General features: G+C 50.8%; 12 protein-coding genes and 1 pseudogene. 3 read left to right on the top strand and 10 right to left on the bottom strand.

Going from position 1 to position 17362, the window contains the following annotated elements; genetic code table 11:
- Positions 1–357 precede the first annotated feature (357 nt).
- Positions 358–1245: an EamA family transporter gene (locus MUG06_RS18345; RefSeq protein ID WP_243079574.1), complete on the bottom strand. Its 888-nt coding sequence runs from the start codon at positions 1243–1245 to the stop codon at positions 358–360.
- Complete coding sequence (locus MUG06_RS18340) at positions 1242–2453, bottom strand: MFS transporter (protein ID WP_243079573.1); 1212 nt, start codon at positions 2451–2453, stop codon at positions 1242–1244. Before MUG06_RS18340 ends, MUG06_RS18345 begins: the two co-directional genes overlap by 4 nt.
- Before the next feature lie 128 nt (positions 2454–2581).
- Here MUG06_RS18340 and MUG06_RS18335 point away from each other — a divergent pair, with 128 nt between their 5' ends.
- Together MUG06_RS18335 and MUG06_RS18330 are read left to right on the top strand one after the other, a co-directional pair.
- On the top strand, positions 2582–3043 hold the full coding sequence (locus MUG06_RS18335) for a helix-turn-helix domain-containing protein (RefSeq protein ID WP_215844727.1): 462 nt from the start codon (positions 2582–2584) through the stop codon (positions 3041–3043).
- A 429-nt stretch (positions 3044–3472) separates the two neighbouring features.
- Complete coding sequence (locus MUG06_RS18330; RefSeq protein WP_243079572.1) at positions 3473–4336, top strand: alpha/beta hydrolase; 864 nt, start codon at positions 3473–3475, stop codon at positions 4334–4336.
- A 186-nt stretch (positions 4337–4522) separates the two neighbouring features.
- Here MUG06_RS18330 and MUG06_RS18325 read toward each other — a convergent pair.
- A pseudogene (locus tag MUG06_RS18325) lies at positions 4523–4815 on the bottom strand (RidA family protein); the annotation flags it as partial.
- A 43-nt stretch (positions 4816–4858) separates the two neighbouring features.
- On the opposite strand from MUG06_RS18325, the gene MUG06_RS18320 reads away from it, so the two are divergent.
- Positions 4859–5032, top strand: coding sequence for a hypothetical protein (locus MUG06_RS18320; protein WP_243079689.1), 174 nt, complete (start codon positions 4859–4861; stop codon positions 5030–5032).
- Between the two features lie 52 nt (positions 5033–5084).
- Here the strand turns inward: MUG06_RS18320 and MUG06_RS18315 are convergent, their stop codons facing one another.
- Genes MUG06_RS18315 through MUG06_RS18285 form a run of 7 tightly spaced genes read right to left on the bottom strand, consistent with a single transcriptional unit; the run spans position 5085 to position 17360 of the window.
- Positions 5085–6668, bottom strand: a complete 1584-nt coding sequence (locus MUG06_RS18315) for an SUMF1/EgtB/PvdO family nonheme iron enzyme (RefSeq protein ID WP_243079571.1) — start codon at positions 6666–6668, stop codon at positions 5085–5087.
- Positions 6669–6716: 48 nt separating this feature from the next.
- Positions 6717–7931, bottom strand: a complete 1215-nt coding sequence (locus MUG06_RS18310) for an FtsX-like permease family protein (protein WP_243079570.1) — start codon at positions 7929–7931, stop codon at positions 6717–6719.
- Positions 7921–8649 carry an ABC transporter ATP-binding protein gene (locus tag MUG06_RS18305; protein WP_243079569.1) on the bottom strand — a complete coding sequence of 243 codons (729 nt, stop codon included), beginning with the start codon at positions 8647–8649 and terminating at the stop codon, positions 7921–7923. Before MUG06_RS18305 ends, MUG06_RS18310 begins: the two co-directional genes overlap by 11 nt.
- The gene (locus tag MUG06_RS18300) at positions 8649–10607 is read right to left on the bottom strand and encodes a vWA domain-containing protein (protein ID WP_243079568.1); all 1959 of its coding nucleotides are present in this window, start codon (positions 10605–10607) and stop codon (positions 8649–8651) included. The genes MUG06_RS18305 and MUG06_RS18300 overlap by 1 nt, the downstream gene beginning before the upstream one ends.
- Positions 10607–11599 (bottom strand): hypothetical protein, encoded by a 993-nt coding sequence (locus MUG06_RS18295; RefSeq protein ID WP_243079567.1) that lies wholly within the window; start codon positions 11597–11599, stop codon positions 10607–10609. The genes MUG06_RS18300 and MUG06_RS18295 overlap by 1 nt, the downstream gene beginning before the upstream one ends.
- A complete protein-coding gene (locus tag MUG06_RS18290) occupies positions 11593–14286 on the bottom strand; it encodes a virulence factor SrfC family protein (protein WP_243079566.1) in 2694 nt (897 codons plus the stop codon). The genes MUG06_RS18295 and MUG06_RS18290 overlap by 7 nt, the downstream gene beginning before the upstream one ends.
- Positions 14286–17360 (bottom strand): virulence factor SrfB, encoded by a 3075-nt coding sequence (locus MUG06_RS18285; RefSeq protein ID WP_243079565.1) that lies wholly within the window; start codon positions 17358–17360, stop codon positions 14286–14288. The genes MUG06_RS18290 and MUG06_RS18285 overlap by 1 nt, the downstream gene beginning before the upstream one ends.
- Between the last annotated feature and the right edge of the window lie 2 nt (positions 17361–17362).

Raw genomic sequence — 17362 nt, 5'->3', positions numbered from 1 at the left:
TAATCAACTTGGCACTCTATTGCTGACTTAAAATGACTGGGTTGTTTCTGAATAGGTAATGGATTAACGTCCGCTTCAGGCACACAGCGGTCAGGCGCTACTCTGAGTCTGCTGTGAGCGAAAAGCGGACGTTAACTTCACTCGGATATAATCAGTTTGTCGGAAGCGCTTTAAAGGTGAATGATTCGAATTAAAGGAAGACTTCGATTTCAAGTGCAGCAAGAATTGCAGCTTCCATTTTCTCAAGGTAGAGCAAGTAGCCGGGCTTCCGGGCCGCTTTATTTAATTGATCCCTGATGGCTTTAAGGGCTTTTCAAAATAGTTCTTGTGCCGTCAGCCGGTAAAGAACGTAACGTGTCAAATTGATGCGTTTTCCCGCAAAAAAGACGTTAACCGGTGACCATACAATCCTACAGCCAGTCCAGAAATAATCAGCAGCAGGGCGAGAATCTTCACCATCGAGACATCTTCCCCAAATATCACCATAGATCCCAGAATCCCGAACACCGGTACCAACAGCGACAAGGGCGCCACGGTAGAGATCGGGTATTGCTTAAGCAGGGAATTCCACACCCAGTAGCCAAACAGCGTATTGGGATAGACCTGGAACAGTATTGACAGCACAGAGCGAGCGTCAAGGTGTGTGACTAGCGCAGTGTATCCGTTGGCACCGTTGACCAGCCAGTCCAGCAAAAAAAGTGGTACTGGAGAAAAGGCGCTCGACCAAACCAAAAAGGCAAATATCTGCTTCGTACCCGAACGTTTATTAATGATATTGGCGATACTCCACGCCATTGCACCTGCCAATACCAGCAGCGTACCGAAGAGAGTAACGGAACCATCAGTAATAAAAACAATACTCAGTAAGCCCGTACAAGCGAGAGTGAAGCCCGCGATTTGATAACGGTTGAGACTTTCTTTAAATACCAAACTTCCCAGTAGGATGGTAAAGAAGGCACTGAATTGCAGCAGAAGTGATGCAATTCCGGCAGAAAGCCCGGTTTTAATCCCCAGGTTGACCAGCCCCCATAAACCAATGCCAAAAACCAGACCATAGCTGATGATATAGCGCCATTTGACGTCAGGTTTTCTTATGAAAAATAACGCAGGCAAGGCGCATAGCGTGAAACGTATACCTGCCAGAATTAAGGGATCCACGGCATTCAGCCCCAGCTTGATAACTGAAAAGTTAACCCCCCAGATTGCTGTTATCAGAATCGCAAGCAGCAGATGATGTAATTTCATGATTTAGGTAATCCTGACCACAAGATAAAAGCACAGGCACTCACGAATGCACCCGCGAAGCAGACGGACTGCCACCCCCAGAGCGCATAGAGCTGAGTTGCGACAAGCGCGCCAAAGGCGCTGCCCACGGAATAAAAACACATATAAGCTCCGACGAGGCGGCTGGCCTCTGAGGGCATGGCTGAAATGATGATGCTCTGATTGATCACATGGACCGTCTGCACCGCAAAATCCAGCGCGATGACGCCGATAATCAACCACAGCAGGGATTTTTCGGCATACGCGATGGGTAGCCATGAGAGTGTCAGCAATGCCAGAGCTGATCCGGTTGCGCGCTGCCCCTTGCCTCTGTCTGCCCATAATCCGGCTTTTGAGGCCGCCAGCGCACCCGCTATGCCAGCTAAACCAAACATGCCTATTTGAGTATGCGAAAGCGACATAGCAGTAAGTGGCATGACCATCGTGGTCCATAGCATGCTGAAAGCTGCAAAGATAAGCAGAGCAAGAACTCCGCGCTTCCTCAGTTGAGGTTCAGTGATGTACAGACGGAAAATAGAGAGGAGTAGAAAGGCATAGGTTGGTTTTTTCGCCTGCGGCGGGGAGGGCGGCATCACTTTCGCAACGATTAATGTGATCAGCAATATCAGGCAGGCAGCAATCAAATAAACAGCCCGCCAACCGGCAAGATCGGCAATAATTCCTGAGACGAAGCGGGCCAGCAGAATCCCCAAAACGATGCCGCTGGTCACCTTGCCTACAACCTCTCCGCGTCTATGGGGAGCTGCCAGTATCGCTGCCCATGCAACCATGAGCTGAACCACTACCGCCATCAAGCCGATCAACAGCATAGCGCAAAGCAGGATCGCCAGATTTTGTGATAATCCCGCCATTATCAAAGCCAGTACTGAAAGTATCAGTTGAGTAACAATGAGGATTTTTCGGTTCACCCGATCTCCGAGTGGAACCAGAAAGAGCAAGCCGGCTAGATAGCCTGTCTGAGTTAGGGTGACAACGCTGCCAATTATACCGGGTTCAACATCCAGGCTGGCTGCCATAGATTCAAGTAAAGGCTGAGCAGAATAGACATTTGCCACCGCCAGGGCACAAGTCACTGAGAACAAAAAAATTATCCAGGGAGAGAGCACCGGGTCATATGCTAACGATGCCTGTATCGCAACATCAGAATTCTTGCCTGCCTTACACTGCATACTTGCCTCATCTGGTTTCTTTTTAAAACTACATTGCGAATAGAATCTACAGTGGTGGTTTTTTTTTGCAACCTCTTTTAAGGAGGGGTATGGTTGGATCACTAAAAGTAAACTGAGAGATAAAACGGATGGCAAAACAAGAATCACTCAGGACCAGCGAATGTCCCGTTGCCAGGACATTAGAGTCGATTGGTGAACGTTGGTGTTTGATGATTATCCGTGAGGCATTTGATGATGTACGCAGGTTCAGTGAGTTTCAGAAGAATTTAGGACTGGCCAAAAATATTCTGGCTTCCAGGCTAAAACAACTGGTTGATATCGGTGTGTTTGAGATCTGTCCTGCTTCAGATGGCAGCGCGTACAGGGAATATGTCCTTACCGATAAAGGGCGAACCATTTTCCCCATTGTTGTGGCTATACGTCAGTGGGGAGAGCGCTATATGTTTGAGAAGGACGAAATACATTCAGTCCTTGTGGATAACACGCACGGACAGCCTGTCCAAACATTGGAGGTACGTTCATGTGATGGAAACATACTGCAGCCTACCGACTGTCATCGTCGGCGTGTGATTTCAGGCAAAAAGGAGTGACAGGCCTTTTGTTTTGAGCCGCCGCTTTGTTAACCTCGGTCCAGCGTTGTCTGTGGGGAAATGATCCGTGAAGCCCTTATGCTGGTGGGAGCGGTCTCTGTAATGTTAACCCGCTGCCCGCCGATCACTAGCACGTAATATCTTCGTCAATCACCTATGAGCGTTCCGGCCAGAAGTTTATTTATGAAGCGTCAGAACGGCACAACGCAGTTTGACTCGGACACTCTGTCCTGTATGAGTGAAAAGCGGACGTTAAGCCTGAAAATCTTCCCTGACGAATGCCTGTTTCTGTCCTGTATCCCTGCGTGAATTTCTGGTTGCCCTCGGATGCCATGACTTACCTCAGCTTTACCGTTGCTTATCAGTTCTCAGAATTTTGCGAGCAGAAACTGCCTATAATTTTTACTACACAACTGGCAGGGGAAAAACATGTTTAAGGGATTTACGCACACAGTAATTAACGTTTCAGAAGCAGAGCTTAATGTACGTTATGGTGGTAATGGCCCTCCGGTTTTGCTGTTGCACGGCCATCCTCGTACTCACGTAACATGGTCAAAAGTCGCCCCGGAGCTTGCTAAATCATTTACCGTTGTATGTCCTGATTTACGTGGTTTCGGCCGCTCATCTAAACCTGCCGACCGGCCTGATCATGCGGGTTCTTCTAAAAGAGCTAAGGCAAAAGATTGTATTGAGTTGATGAGCCAACTGGGCTTCGAACAGTTTGCACTTGTTGGACATGACAGGGGCAGCTACACGGCCTACAGGGCTGCCCTTGACTATCCGGAACGAATCACCTGTCTTGCCGTTCTGGATTGTATCCCAATACTTGAAGCTCTCAGCCGGTGTAATGAGATATTTGCCAGACAGTGGTATCACTGGTTCTTCTTTGCTCAGCCAGAGAAACCAGAGCGGGCCATTCTGGCTGACCCGGACAAATGGTACGGAGGCCAGCCGGAATCAATGGGAGATGAAGAATATGTTGAATTCAGGCGAGCCATACACGATCCAGAAACAGTACACGGAATGATAGAAGACTATCGCGCTGGTTTATATATAGATAAACAGCATGAGCTTCAGGACCGTCAACTCGGCCGGATGATTAAATGCCCGACGCTATGCTTATGGTCAAAATTTGATGATCTGGAAGACATATACGGTGACGTATTGGGTATCTGGAGAAGCTGGGCACCAGATGTCACGGGTAAAGCCATAGGTAGCGGTCATCATATGGCTGAAGAGGCACCAGAAGAAGTTACAGCCGAACTTAGAGATTTTCTTTTAAAACGCACTTAGCAGTTCAACTTTTCCTAGTTGATTAACTTACCTACAGGCCAGGCGCGTCCGTTTCTGGCTTGACGCTTTCCGCATGCAAGTAGTCCACGTCAGTATGAGCGAAAATCGGACGTTATGTTGCAGAGAGGGTTTGATAAAACGGCGTTAGAGCCGAACAGTTGTCACTATCCGGCTATGAGCAATGAATCAAAGGCCGAATATAGCCTCAAACTCTATCGAGAGGTCAGGTGAGAAGAGGCGGCTGACTTCTACGAGCGAGCTGGCTGGCAAGTGATCAGGTAATTTCGGTACAGCACGTTGCGTAGCCCGTTGATCTCCTCAAAAGAGGTGATGAATATAGTCACTTTGATTAGTGCTGAAAAATCTATCTCTTCTAGGCTGACAATTTTCCTGATTTGGCTGAATATTTCTTCAGCCTGCTCAGTAATGCCTTCATGTTGGGCCGCTGTGCCAAACGCGGTCAGGCCGGAAATATAGAGCGCACAACTGATGAAGGCATTACTTAAATCCCGATATTTTAATATGACTAGTTTTATCATTGAGCTGAATAGTTACTGCCAGTTCGTTAAACTCTCTGGCACCACTATTGTCCAGCCTGAACACCAGTTAACCAACGCCTTTAATCCATACACTATCGGTATTCCGAATACTGATATAGAGCTGTGTTTCGGCAAGGCTGGTCGACTGCCAACCTAGCCTTGGTAATACCGTTGCCAATATAAGTTACTTGCCCGTTCCACGTTCTTTCCTACTTTGCCTGAGTGATAGCTTTAGGGGTGTTGGTCTGTTTGCAGCTTTCCAGCCAGCCTGCTGTATCTATCTTGCCGTTTGCCAGATATTTCTGCTGATTCTGCCAGTGTGCGGCCAGGAAGGGCTTTAGTCCTGAAAGTCGCTTGTTCAGTGTAAGCATTTGATCGAATACCGTGACTTCATGCTGCAGACCCTCTTTCCCATACAGAGTGGTCGCATCAACCAAGCTACTTGCGTAATATCCTGTAAGCTGTTGCAGTCTGTCAGACTGCTCACCCAGCTTGGTTTTACGAATGGCGCAATTGGCGTCGCTGGCGTCTTTGTTCTTACACAGCAGTTCGTAGTTATGGTTTAAGAAATCGAGGAAGCGGCCATCATCCTGTAACTTGGTGCAGAGAAATGAACCTAAATTCAGGCTGGCGCGAATCGACTGGTCACGCTCTTCCTGCTGTTTCTGGTTGCTGGCTCGCAGTTGGTTTTCCAGATCTTTCAACTTTTGTTTTAGTGCTGCATCGTCAACATTCGACGCGAGACTGCCCAGCGCTTTGACTGTGTCTTTGGCTTCATCGTTTTTCTTTGTGTTGGCCTGATTTTCAGCCCCGAGTGTTTCCCAGCTTTTCTCCAGCAGTTTCACTTTATCAGTTGAAGTGATGGTCGGCGCCACCAGCACCAGACGAAGGCCGGTGGTTTTGCTGGTTAAAGGCGTCGCCTGATCGTAGTAATTTACTTCTTTACGTGTCGCGCTGCGAATTTCTGGCGGGCCGGAGAGAAAATTACCGCCACGTACGACGAAGCCGCCGGCCTGGCCATGCAATCGGTTGAGTTTATTTAGGTAAAACGGATTGAACATCATTTCTGACACGTTGCCCAGCATGTCATACAAACCCAGCGGATTGGGCTGTAACAGCCCAATGAGTTGCGCTCTGCCATTGGAAGACTGCGCACCTGAGAACCACTCATAGTTCTTCATGTCGTCCATCGGGTAGTGCTGATCGCGAAATTCGGCGCTATTCACTTTAAGACCACCACGTGCGGCAAATTCCCACTCTACTTCTGTAGGCAGGCGTAAAAAGCCAGCATCACCGTCTTCCTGCGGCAACTTATCCATGGCATGACTGCGCAACCACTGATTGTATTTATCGGCGGCACTTACTGCATCGAACCAACTGACTCCCGTCATCGGTAAACTGAGCTTGCGAGAAGGAGTGGGGCAAGTGCCCTCCGTCAACGCCTGATACTGCAAGGTGGTCAGTTCATACTTCGCCATCAGGTAATAGCGTCCCTTTGCTTTTTTATCCGAGAAGCTCCCGGCAATAAAAGCGGGGTAGCTATGTTCGATAACCCCCCAGTCCCCACTGTCTTGGCCCAGCGTAATTGGCAGGTCATCAAGTGGCCCTGCCATCGGGATCTCGATCCGACGGAAAACCATAGAGCCTTCGCAGGGCATAGGCAGAACAATATCTTCACCATCCGGTTTCGGATTCCAGTTATTCTCGGTCCAGGGCTCCGCCAATACAGAAGAGACATTGGCGAGAAGGCCCAGTACTAACAAGTATGGCAGTGAGGAAGGCGTTAAGGTCACGAACAATCTCCGCTAATCATCAGTTAACTAAAAATAGGATGGGTGGACTTACACCTCACGCAGACTCTGCGCAGGTTCAATATTAATGGCCCGGTAAGCTCCGATGCTGGCAACCACCAGCGCCACGACAACGGTTATCATCATGGCCAGCAGACTATGCGCTATGGTTATTTTGCACAGCATCTGGTCGGTGGTTTGGCTACCAGCCAGGGCCCGGTTAAAAATCTGACTGGCAATAAGATAGATACCGTAACCACCCACATAAGCGAACAGACTCAGCAGGCAACCTTGCACAATGACATAGCCTCCCACGGCCGGGCCGGTAAAGCCCAATAGCCGCAACACGGCAATATGTTTGCGTTTGCGATCGACGTTAGCGATAAATGATCCGATGAGAGAGGTGATGCAGCCAATCAATGCGGTGGCGGCAATGGTATTGAAGATCAGCCCCAGCACTCGGTTGATGCTTTTCACATTTTCAATATCAGCTATTCGGCTTGACGTTTCGATGCGTTGCGCGCGCAGATCGCGCTCCAGGCTGGCAACGTCGTCAATGCTCCGCGCATATAATCTGGCACGCGCATAGCGTGGGGATTTGTCACTTAATGGTTGTCCACTGCTCACGCCAAGGGCAGGGATAGCATAACCGTCTCTGAAATGCTCAAGCATCAATAGCAGGGAAGATTGGGTAAAAATCGCTGCTCGATTGAAATAGGTAGCGGGTAAAATGCCAACCACTATCAGGCTTTTCCGCCCCCATTCCTGGCGTTCATCGAGTTGACGACTGACACGCAGCGTCACGCTATCACCGACTTTAAGCGCCAGTTTTCGTGCCGCCTCCTGCGTTAACACCGCCTCATTTTCGTGCTGGATCTTGAGATTGCCTAATAGCGGATCACCCATATCGGACGGAATCACTTCGGCATTTTCAATGAAATGGGTACTGTCTACTTGCAGGTCGGTGAGGGTATTGAGCGAACGTGTTTGCCCAATGGCAAATCCCACGTCGGCACGTTGGCGCAGTTGTTCTAACCATTCCGGATCATAACTGCCGCTACTCAACATTCTGATTTCGAGATTGCGCGGATCATGAGCAAGTTCATCCTGCAATTGGCTGACAATGCCAAACCGCAAACCGAACAGCAGTAGGAGTGGGGCAATCACCGCGACCAGAGATGACGTAATGCAAAATGAGATGATGCGATCGTGCCACAGATCTTTCAGTGCCAGGCGGCCCAGCAGAAGGGTGCGATTACAGGACAAAGTGGCTTCCCCTTTGGTCTTGTTCCCCTGATAAGTCAGATGCACCTGAGCCAGGGCGGGCAACTAAGCAGGGCAAATTGAAACGTTGCACCAGTGGCCAGTCATGGCAGACAACGAGTGCCATCATGCCTTCCTGAGCAACCAGATCGATAAACAGGCTAAAAAGTTGCTGCGCATTGTGGGGATCGAGTGCGGCGGTGGGCTCATCGGCCAGGACCAATCCGGGACGGTGCAGAATGGCGCGAGCAAAGGCGGTGCGCTGCCGTTCACCAAATGACAATTGTGCCGGATACTTGTTTAACAGAGTGCCCAGTTTTAGCGTATCAATGACCCTGGATAACATCGCTTTATCCGGCGACTTGCCAAGCAGCTGGCACGGTAGTGTGATGTTGTCCTGCACGCTTAAAAAGGGAAGCAAGCCGCCATTTTGTAGCACAAAGCCCAAATGGCGGGCGCGTATCTCAGCCAGTTCAGTTTGCTGATTGTGGGTTAGCAGCGTGGCCACATCCAGCGGCGTTTCCCCCTGGAAGGTGAAACGCCCGATACTGGCCGGGCGTAACAATAGACCGATTGCTTCCAGGAGGGTGCTTTTGCCACAGCCGCTTTCGCCGGTCACCGCCATCACCTCTCCTGGCCGCAGACTTAGCTGCGGCAGGTAGACAGGATGCGCCTGATCCCCTTCACCACGCACCACACACAAGTTGTCTATATGTAGCATTAGGGCATCATTTCCAGTGGCACCGGATAGACGCGATCGCGCGGGTCGCTGCCTTTGGCGAGTTCCACCCAGCGGTCAACATCGGCATTGTATTTCTGGTAGTAACGTAGCTTAGTGGAGAGCGTGCGGATGAATTTCTCCTGCGACAAGCCATCCCAGCTTTTCCAGGTTTCTTCATCAAGATTCAGCACATCACTACGGTAGGGCAGGTCAGCTAAGTATTCACCTAACACGCCGAGATCATTGATTTTGGCGTTCTCCTGCTGCTTTAGCTGATTAGGGTCGGCACCCATGGTGGCAGCAACGGAGCGCAGGCGCTCAAACATTTTATTTGGCGAGATCATGCCTTCGTTAGCCGCTTGCAGGATCTGGCTCACAACATCACTTAAATCGCTTAACTGCCCTTTGGTCAGCAGTACGCGAACGTCAGTAGTTGGGATGTTTTGCTTGATTAGATCGCGATCGCTGATCCAAGCCTTAAACACCAGCGGAGCCTGAGTGTCATTCTTTTTACCCAGCCATGCCAATTGCATGGCGTGACCAATCAGGGCAGTATCCCCCAGCAATTTCTCTTCTGGCGTCGGTTTTTTGCCCTCATCTTTAGAGTAGAGTGCGCTGCCGATGGCCGGATCGCCCATATAAGCCGCTTTGACCTGTTCTGTAATTGCACCCGCCAACGTATCAACCTGCTGCCCGAAGGTTTTCAGGTCACCTGCATCAACGGATTGGTAGAGATTGGACTGCGTGCTGTCAAAATTAGAGAGGTCGCGGTACTGGCCTTCTGCTTTCGTATGATCATCTTTGCCTGAAGGGGTTTTCAGATGCAGAGTATAAATCGCAATCCCTTTGTTGCCCGCTTCAAGGCGCAGCTGTTTAGCATCAAGTCCGGTAGAAGAGAGTTTGTTGCTACCATCAATGGCGCCAGCATCGGTGATTAAGACGATGTAACGCGCGCCGAATGGACTCCAGTCGATGTTATCGATAGCAGAAAGAACGCCGGAATATGCATCTTCATCAACTAACGAGCTGGACACTTTAGCCTCTTTAAGACCCGCGACTTTCTGCAGGAAATCATTGCCATCCTTCACCTGATTGGGGTCGGCGAAAATCTTCGAGGTGAATTCCAAACCGGGTACTGCTTTGGTGTTTGAGCGGAATGATACCAGGCCAAACTTAACCTGATCCTGCAGGTGTTCCTGTTTAATCTTGTCATAAATTTTGTTGACCGCTTCTTTGGTGCGATCAATATACGGACCCATCGAAATGGTGGAATCGATTACGAATACCACCGAGGCATTAAAGCCTTTAAGCTGATTAACATCATCGGCCGGTTTTGTCGTAAGGTCTGCCTTGCTCACAGAGGCGACGTTAAGTAAGCGAGTATAAAAACCGCTCTCTGTCATCACCTCTTCGCCACTGAGGATCGGCAACAGGTAGAACTGTTTTTGCAGATCAACAAAGTATTCTGGTTCTTGTGCTAAAACCCCGTCTGCATGACCGTCGCGTTTCAGATGAGCGCGCAAGGGGGCAACCACCGAGACGGGATCCGGCGCAGAGAGAATATCATCCAGGCTTTTCTTATCTTTAAAGAACACCAACCGATCGCGGTTCGCTGGGTTAGTAAAGGCCAGGGTCAGCTGCATTTTCCAGTCAACGGTGCAGGACTGTGGTAACCAGCCAATGGTTTTGCCATAGCTATCGGGCCCGACCTTGACCCAGCTCTGGCCGTTCACCTCCGCTTTTTGATAAACATAAAAGCTGCTAAACGCGGGTTGCAGTTGGCCCTTATCATCGCCTGCTGCTGTTCCTATTTTACAGCCTGGTGTCGTCAGAACCCTTTGGAATAAGGTTTTCTTTCCTTCCTGCAACAGGGGTTTGTCACCCTCCGCTGCCAACGGCTGACTGGCGAGAAGCAGGCCACATAGCGGCAGGGCAAGCCGAAGAAAATGCGTAGTCATTATTTTCTCAGCTCCTCAAGACGTTGCTTTGCTTTCTGATTTTCTGGATCGGTTTGCAGCACAGTATCATACCAATAAGCGGCAGTATCCGGGTCAGGGGTTTTGAAACATTCGCTTGGCTTGTGATCCTGCGGATCATATTCAGCGGCATAGGCGAGAGCGACCCTGGTATCGCCACCCTGAGCGCTATGCGCGTAAAGGCGTTGAGCCACACCGCACTGCTTCGCGTCTTTGGCTGCTTGAATGATGAGCAGTAACTTGTCACTGTCGAGTTTCTGTTGCACGCAGTTTTGCACAAAATCGAGCTCACTCTGGCTCGCCAGGTTAGCAGGTGAACATACGTTGGCATCAGGTTTGGCTGCCGCTGAAGCGGCTGGGGCTTCCGGTTTCTCTGCCGCTGGTGGGGTGGCGCTGTCTCGCCCCATAAACCACCAGAGCGCACCTGCGGCAATTAACACCACCAGCAGCACGGCAGCGATAATCGGGAACAGAGACGAGTTGCGTTTGGGACGTGCTGTGGTTGGCGCGCGAATCGGTTCAGGTGGCGCAGGCTCAGCTGCTGTTACCGGGAAAGGTTCGGATTCAGTCGCTGGGAGAGGTGAGTCCGCCACGCTACTACTACCGTAGTTAGCGGTTTGTCCACGGGCACCAGAAGAGAACAGCTCATCACGTACCAACTGGAGTGTGGTACTCCGGGTTTCACCAGAGGCTAACTGAGCCTGAATTTGAACCTGACTAGCGCTTGCTAGCAGAGGGTCAAGTAAGGCCGGGCCAATACGGAAACCGCTGCCATTGTTGAATAAATAACCACCATTGAGGGTAAACAGGTGCGGCGCTGGGCTCCAGCGGCCGTCATGCTGCAGGTAATTCTGCTCATTGTTGCACAACGTAAAGTTCAGATTTGACAGTAATGTGTCTTCACCACGAAGGCGAATCATCAATTGTGCAAAGCCCGGCTCTGCGGGTTGGCAGGGTAAAATTTTAGCTAGCATGACAGGTTCTCTTGTTTCATTTGGCCGATGATCTGGCCAAGTTGCCGGTTTTGTTCAATGGAGATATCGCGAGTGGCGCTGTGGCCTGCATTGTCCAGGGTGAGTGCCATTAATGCCGATAGCCAGTCGCCCATATAGGCTACGCCTGGCTGTGGGGCGACAGCGGCCAGTTGTGGCAATTCATCACTGGCAAGCGGAGCCTGGCGGGCAAACACTTTCTTTTTCTCTCCAACATAGCTGTTAGGGATTTGCGCTTCTGGCAAAGTGAGGTAGCCAAACCAGGCAATAAAATCTCGCATCGCCAGCTGGGTACGCTGAGTCTGGCGTGCCAGTAACTGCTCACGACGCGTTCCCGCCTGCTCCTGGCCAGCCAGTGCGCGTTTGAGCATGCCTTCCAGATCCAGGCGCGTGGCTGCGGTGACCAACTCTTCACACAACAGATTAATAGTTTCACTGTTGAGCCCAAGCTGTTGCCAATACGCGGTTTGCTGCGGCAGCTCCCTTAGATGCGCGACCCAGGCTTTGAATGCCTGATGGGCGAATTCGTCATCCTGACCGACGCGTTCTGGCAGGGGGGCGACCGTTGTGGGCTGTTCCCCGATGGAATCCTCACCGAAAGGATTGCTTGCAAAAGGGTTACTACCAAACGGATTAGCGGCAAAGGTATTTTGCGGAGGCTTGACATCACTAACTTGAAGCTCTTGATCCTGATCGCGGATGCTCAGATAGATATTATTCAGCTCATAAGAGGGCAGATCTAAACGACCAATCATCTCTCCCAAACTTTGCGGGCAAGCGGATAAGCCTTGCCATAGTTCTTTGGCAATGGCTTGTTTTTTGCCAAGTTGGCCGTCACCGTCATGCTGGTACCAACGGCCGAGGCGTTTTTCTGCGGTTTCGATGCGGCATTGCTTCAACTGCTCATGCAGGCGATCCAATTTGAACGCCAGGTGAGCAACGCCACGCAAAGCCTCGGTCAGGCGAGAAATGCCGCCATCATTGAGCTTAAGCATCTCCTGCCATGCCTCGTTGGGTGTAGCAACATGACGATGCACGTTATGACGGGTGATAAAGGCGCGACCCATGGTGTCGATGACGTCACGATACCGTTCGGTAATCGCGACCTCTTTTAGACTTTCCTGCCCAGGGACACTTTCGAGTGTCAGAAACGGGGTATCCATTCCTGGTTTACGCACCAGGAAACAGTTATCAAATGGCTTGCCGGGCGACCACTCTTTTAACCAGTCATATTGGGCAAAACGTTCCAGCAGCGTCATGTGCATCATGCCTTCCCAAGCCTCATTCAACTGACTTTCCGTTTTCTTAAGACTGTCACTGATGCGCATATCACACATGGTGATGGCCCAGAACAGGCCTGCTTTGCTCCTGCCACGCTCTTCTGCAGTTTTGCCTTGCGTCTTCTCGACCCAGCGGGTGAGCACCGGGCCCACATCGGATACGTCACTTTGTTTAAACGAGCTGGCGCATACCACTAGCGCATTCATTTCCTGATTATCGGTATAGCGCTCAAATAGATAGGCGACTTTGCCGCGCAGCAGGAGCTGAGATACTGGATTCTGCCCAGTCTGAGCAGCATCTTTTAGGGCGAGCAGTTTGAGGCGACCGCGATAGCCGGGGAAGTCGAGTAAATCGACCTGCTCCATCACGCTGTCTGGCGTAACCTCTGCCAGCGGGAAAATAAGCTCTGAGGTCAACGCCGCGAGTTCCGCTTGTGACAAGTGGGCGCTGCCGGTTTGTTGATTCTCTTTCCAAAAACGTATTTCGACAGGGCGATCCTGGCCTGAATCAAGACGATTCAGGCTGTCGACGTTCATTATGCTGCCATTATTGTGGTCGATAAGCGTTTCTAGCGGGGCAAACACCATTTTTGCGTGGTTGAGTTTTGCCAGCACATGGGCCAATGAACGGTATGTTTCAGTGAGTTCCGGTTGCTCTCCCCATAAAAGAGAAAAAAGGTCTGCACGCTCATGTGGATTAAGGATGGGGGCGATTTTAAGTACCTGAGGCCACCAGGCATGTTCAAGCTTTTCTACTGATTTTTTGAATGAAGAATTAAGGTAATCCCACAGTGCAACAACGTCCTCACTGCTGACGCCATTATTAACATCAGCCTGACCTGCACGCTGCAGGAAAGGACGCAGACGTTCTTCGATGTGGTTTTCATCAAGCTGATAATTCAGATGTTCATGGTTGAAGTCATTGAACCAGGTATTGGCGAGAATCTTTGCCAATTCGATTTCACTGAACAGGCGCAAAGGAATTGGGAAGCCCTGCGGCGCTTCGGGCGCGTGCCGAGTAAAGCGGGTGACCAGCCCCGTCGCCTCTTTACCTCCGCCAACCGGATTGACCTCTTTAATAAAGTCCACCACCCTGGTGCCATAGCGAGCTTCCAATTCGCCATTGCTACCTGCGGCTAACGCCGAGATAAGATAAGACTTACCCGCTTGAGAAATGCCAAAGAAGCCTACAGTCATCGGCGTACCAGAGACCTGAGAGAGGCTGTTCGCCAGATTACGGGTACGCAGCAAATTAAGATTCAGTGGGTCAGCTTCCGTATCCAGGCGGCGAGACCCGGTGCGCACATTGCCCACCCATTCCAGAGCATCCTGACAACCTTGGGCGATAGCCGCCCATCCTTGTTGAAGAGTCTTTTGATCATTGTTCATTATTTTTTCACACTCCCGCTATCGAGCCAGTGTCGGCTGTCAATGAGTCCTGTATCGGGCATGGTATTGAGTTCCAGCTCGACATCTTTCTTGCCGAAAGACCGGTCGGTGTTGCTGCTGACATCAGCGATGGTTAGACGATCGCTGATCAGGCCTAATTTGCGTGCAGCCTTGCCTTTATCTATCGTGAGCCTGACTTGCAGATACGGAGATCCGCTGTCGAGGGATTTCGCTTTAGAGAAGTTTTCACGTCCAGATTCGCTGAATCGCAACGTGTATAAGGGAGATGCAGACCAGCGCTCCGCATCCAGCTGGCGATAACCTAATCGCAGGTCGCCACGCATCACAATGCTTGCTGTGGTTGCCTCGCCCTCATCATTCATCAACACCGGCAAGGAAATCTGCCCATCTTCAGATTTGATATGACGGTAGATAACGTCGGCATCGTGGATCAGGCTGTCCATATCAATGGTGCCAATATGGCGAATGGTGGAATACGGTTTCAGCGCTGAGATATGGAAATGGAAGTTGGGAATGCTGTGGTTTGCACACAACTGCGACAGCATCGCGCCAACCGAAGCGGTGCTTTTTGGATCGTGAATATGGCCGTTTTTATGGAAAGGATACCAAGTGCCGGTCTTGTAACCATGTAACGCCAGAATACGTCCTGGAGGTAAGGGCAGGTTGCGGCGGACAATTGCCTGAATCCCTGGCAGTTGCGACGGTCGGCCCGTTAACAGCAAGAGGTCACAGTGGTAACTGGACAGCACTTCGCACAGCGCAGTGAGCACTTTGTCAATGTTGAACTTGCCTGAGCACACATCACTGTGCATCTTCGTCAGTGCGATATTGAGGGTAATATCTGCAATTTTAAAGTCATCCTGGCCTCCCGCCTTTTTCACTTCACGGCGCACAAAGCTTTCAACCTCATCACTGATACTGCCCGCCGGCAATAATTCACTGACGCGCTGATTGATCAGCAGATGGGTCTGCTCATTCTGAGGATCATATTGCTCATAGCGGGCAAGGATGTGCAGCGCCAGGGGCACAAACAATTGCAAGCTCAGTTGCTGGCGCAGCACCGCTTCGGCGGCACTGATATTTTGTGAACCGCACAGCTGCGACATCAGCGTCTCAACCGAACGCACATTTGCTTCACGCAGCGACAACTCGAAAGCAGGCAACACGTAGGACTGAATAACGTCGAGCAAAATGTCATCCCCGGCAATTTTGAAGCTATCCCGGAATCGCTGGTGGGGGATGATATGCACGTTTGCGCCACTGCTGGACACGCCGTTACGATCCAGACGGTAATCGGTGATGACCAGATCTGTTGTGCCCCCGCCAATATCAATCGATGCAATGGTGAGGGTTTCCCGATCTTGGCGATCCGGGCGGCCAAGCGTATTGAAAAATACTTCCGGATGACCGGCAAAGTTCTGATTAATCTCTGTATACAGATACACCAGCTGGGCACAGGAAGCCTCATCCCACTCTACGCGGATTTTAGGCAGTGGAATTTTGATGTTGCCCTTGCTGTGGTCTTCACCCTCATCAAGATAAGGATCATTCTCACCCGTATGCCAGCGCAGAGATTTCCATACTAAACCTACGGCCTGACGCATTCTTTCATCAAGAATACAGCGCTCCGCCATCGGCATACCCGGTGGAACCGTCAGAATAATATGGCGAAGTTGACGAGGAAGACCGGCATGGCCTTCGCGAATACGCTGCTCAGGGCTGTTGATCTGGCTAATGGCTTGAGTCAACACCTCTGCCAGCATAAAGGTCATCAGCGAACTGCGGGAATAGCGTGGAGTGAATACCGGGATGCGATCCATCTCATCTTCAATGGTATGCAGGGCTTCGCCTTTTTCATTAATTAAATTGGCAAAGGGGGCGGCAGTGGCGAGAGGATTGGTCTCCTGCATTGAGCTGCCGTTAAAGCGCCAGCCCTGGCCATAAAATTTCTCATCCCACAGATAGCGTTTAGGGCTGGAAAGCCCTGTAGAACCTTCGCTCCCTCGCCGGCGTGAAGCTAAGCGACTGGCCTCACCCCCAATGCGGGCGATGGTTGGCCACTGGAAAGCATCGTGGCGACCGCTGCGTACGGAATAAAGATCTTTGCCAAAAAAGGCTTGGGCGAACTCCACCTTACTTTCAAACGGGTCGATATAGATATGTTCAGGTGCGCTCAGATCGCGCAGCTTCAGCACATAGTTGTGCATCAAGCCGGATCCTGATTGCCCGTGATCTTCAATCAAAATGCCGCAGGTACGAGAGTTACCTACATCGAGGATCATGTCGACCGGAATCGGTTTAATGGCGTTTACTTCCCGATTGGCGATCACTTTAAACTGGGGTATCTCGATAAAGGCTGTGGTTTGGGTTTGTAGGCCCTCAAGTGGCTCAGCCATCAGTGACAGCAGGTTAAGATAGTGCGCCAGCGGATACTGTTGGGCGATTTCATCCTCGCGCTCGTCAATATCCCGGCCTTTGCTGGCTTCGCCAAATACATCGATCAGCCAATCTTTGACCCAGTCCTGGGTCAAATACCAGTTGAGTGCATAAGTGGCAGTGGCTACTGCAAAGGTGGCTCCTGCATTCACATCTTCATGATTAGGGCTGAGGTCCGCGGCCGATTGTTGTTTGGCCATGATGCGGGTATCAATCGCCAGCGTCATGCGGTGGCTGTGGCCATCCATATCAGGTTCCGGCAGTTTCACAATGCGAAAACGTGCCCAGTTCAGCGGCCCTTCCTGGTAAATATTGGGCAAGCTAAAACGGAACAAGGGAAGCGGCAACCAGACGCTGTCCAGCAGCTTCAGGCTCTGCTCAACAGGAATGTCGTATTGGCTTTTCGCTTTCTCAATTTTGTCTGGCGTCGGCTGATAGAAATAGTAATCGCGCTGTTCGTTGTAAATCAGACGTGTTAGCACGCCGTTGGCGAGTTTGACAAATTCACCCGTACCCGCAGTCTGGCGTTTAAGGGTTAAACCGAAATCCATAAACTGAATTCCGGAGTCTCCGACCAGAGTGACCTGGCGATCAAAAGAAACAATTTCAGGCAACATAA

Source organism: Pantoea sp. MQR6, assembly GCF_022761075.1.
GTDB classification, from domain to species: domain Bacteria; phylum Pseudomonadota; class Gammaproteobacteria; order Enterobacterales; family Enterobacteriaceae; genus Pantoea; species Pantoea phytostimulans.
This window is presented reverse-complemented; position numbering and strand designations above follow the sequence as displayed.

Coding starts and splice junctions, on each gene's coding strand:
- MUG06_RS18320 (WP_243079689.1), top strand. CDS start 4,859: ATGACTAGTTTTATCATTGAGCTGAATAGTTACTGCCAGTTCGTTAAA.
- MUG06_RS18330 (WP_243079572.1), top strand. CDS start 3,473: ATGTTTAAGGGATTTACGCACACAGTAATTAACGTTTCAGAAGCAGAG.
- MUG06_RS18290 (WP_243079566.1), bottom strand. CDS start 14,286: ATGAACAATGATCAAAAGACTCTTCAACAAGGATGGGCGGCTATCGCC.
- MUG06_RS18285 (WP_243079565.1), bottom strand. CDS start 17,360: ATGTTGCCTGAAATTGTTTCTTTTGATCGCCAGGTCACTCTGGTCGGA.
- MUG06_RS18295 (WP_243079567.1), bottom strand. CDS start 11,599: ATGCTAGCTAAAATTTTACCCTGCCAACCCGCAGAGCCGGGCTTTGCA.
- MUG06_RS18340 (WP_243079573.1), bottom strand. CDS start 2,453: ATGCAGTGTAAGGCAGGCAAGAATTCTGATGTTGCGATACAGGCATCG.
- MUG06_RS18335 (WP_215844727.1), top strand. CDS start 2,582: ATGGCAAAACAAGAATCACTCAGGACCAGCGAATGTCCCGTTGCCAGG.
- MUG06_RS18305 (WP_243079569.1), bottom strand. CDS start 8,649: ATGCTACATATAGACAACTTGTGTGTGGTGCGTGGTGAAGGGGATCAG.
- MUG06_RS18300 (WP_243079568.1), bottom strand. CDS start 10,607: ATGACTACGCATTTTCTTCGGCTTGCCCTGCCGCTATGTGGCCTGCTT.
- MUG06_RS18345 (WP_243079574.1), bottom strand. CDS start 1,245: ATGAAATTACATCATCTGCTGCTTGCGATTCTGATAACAGCAATCTGG.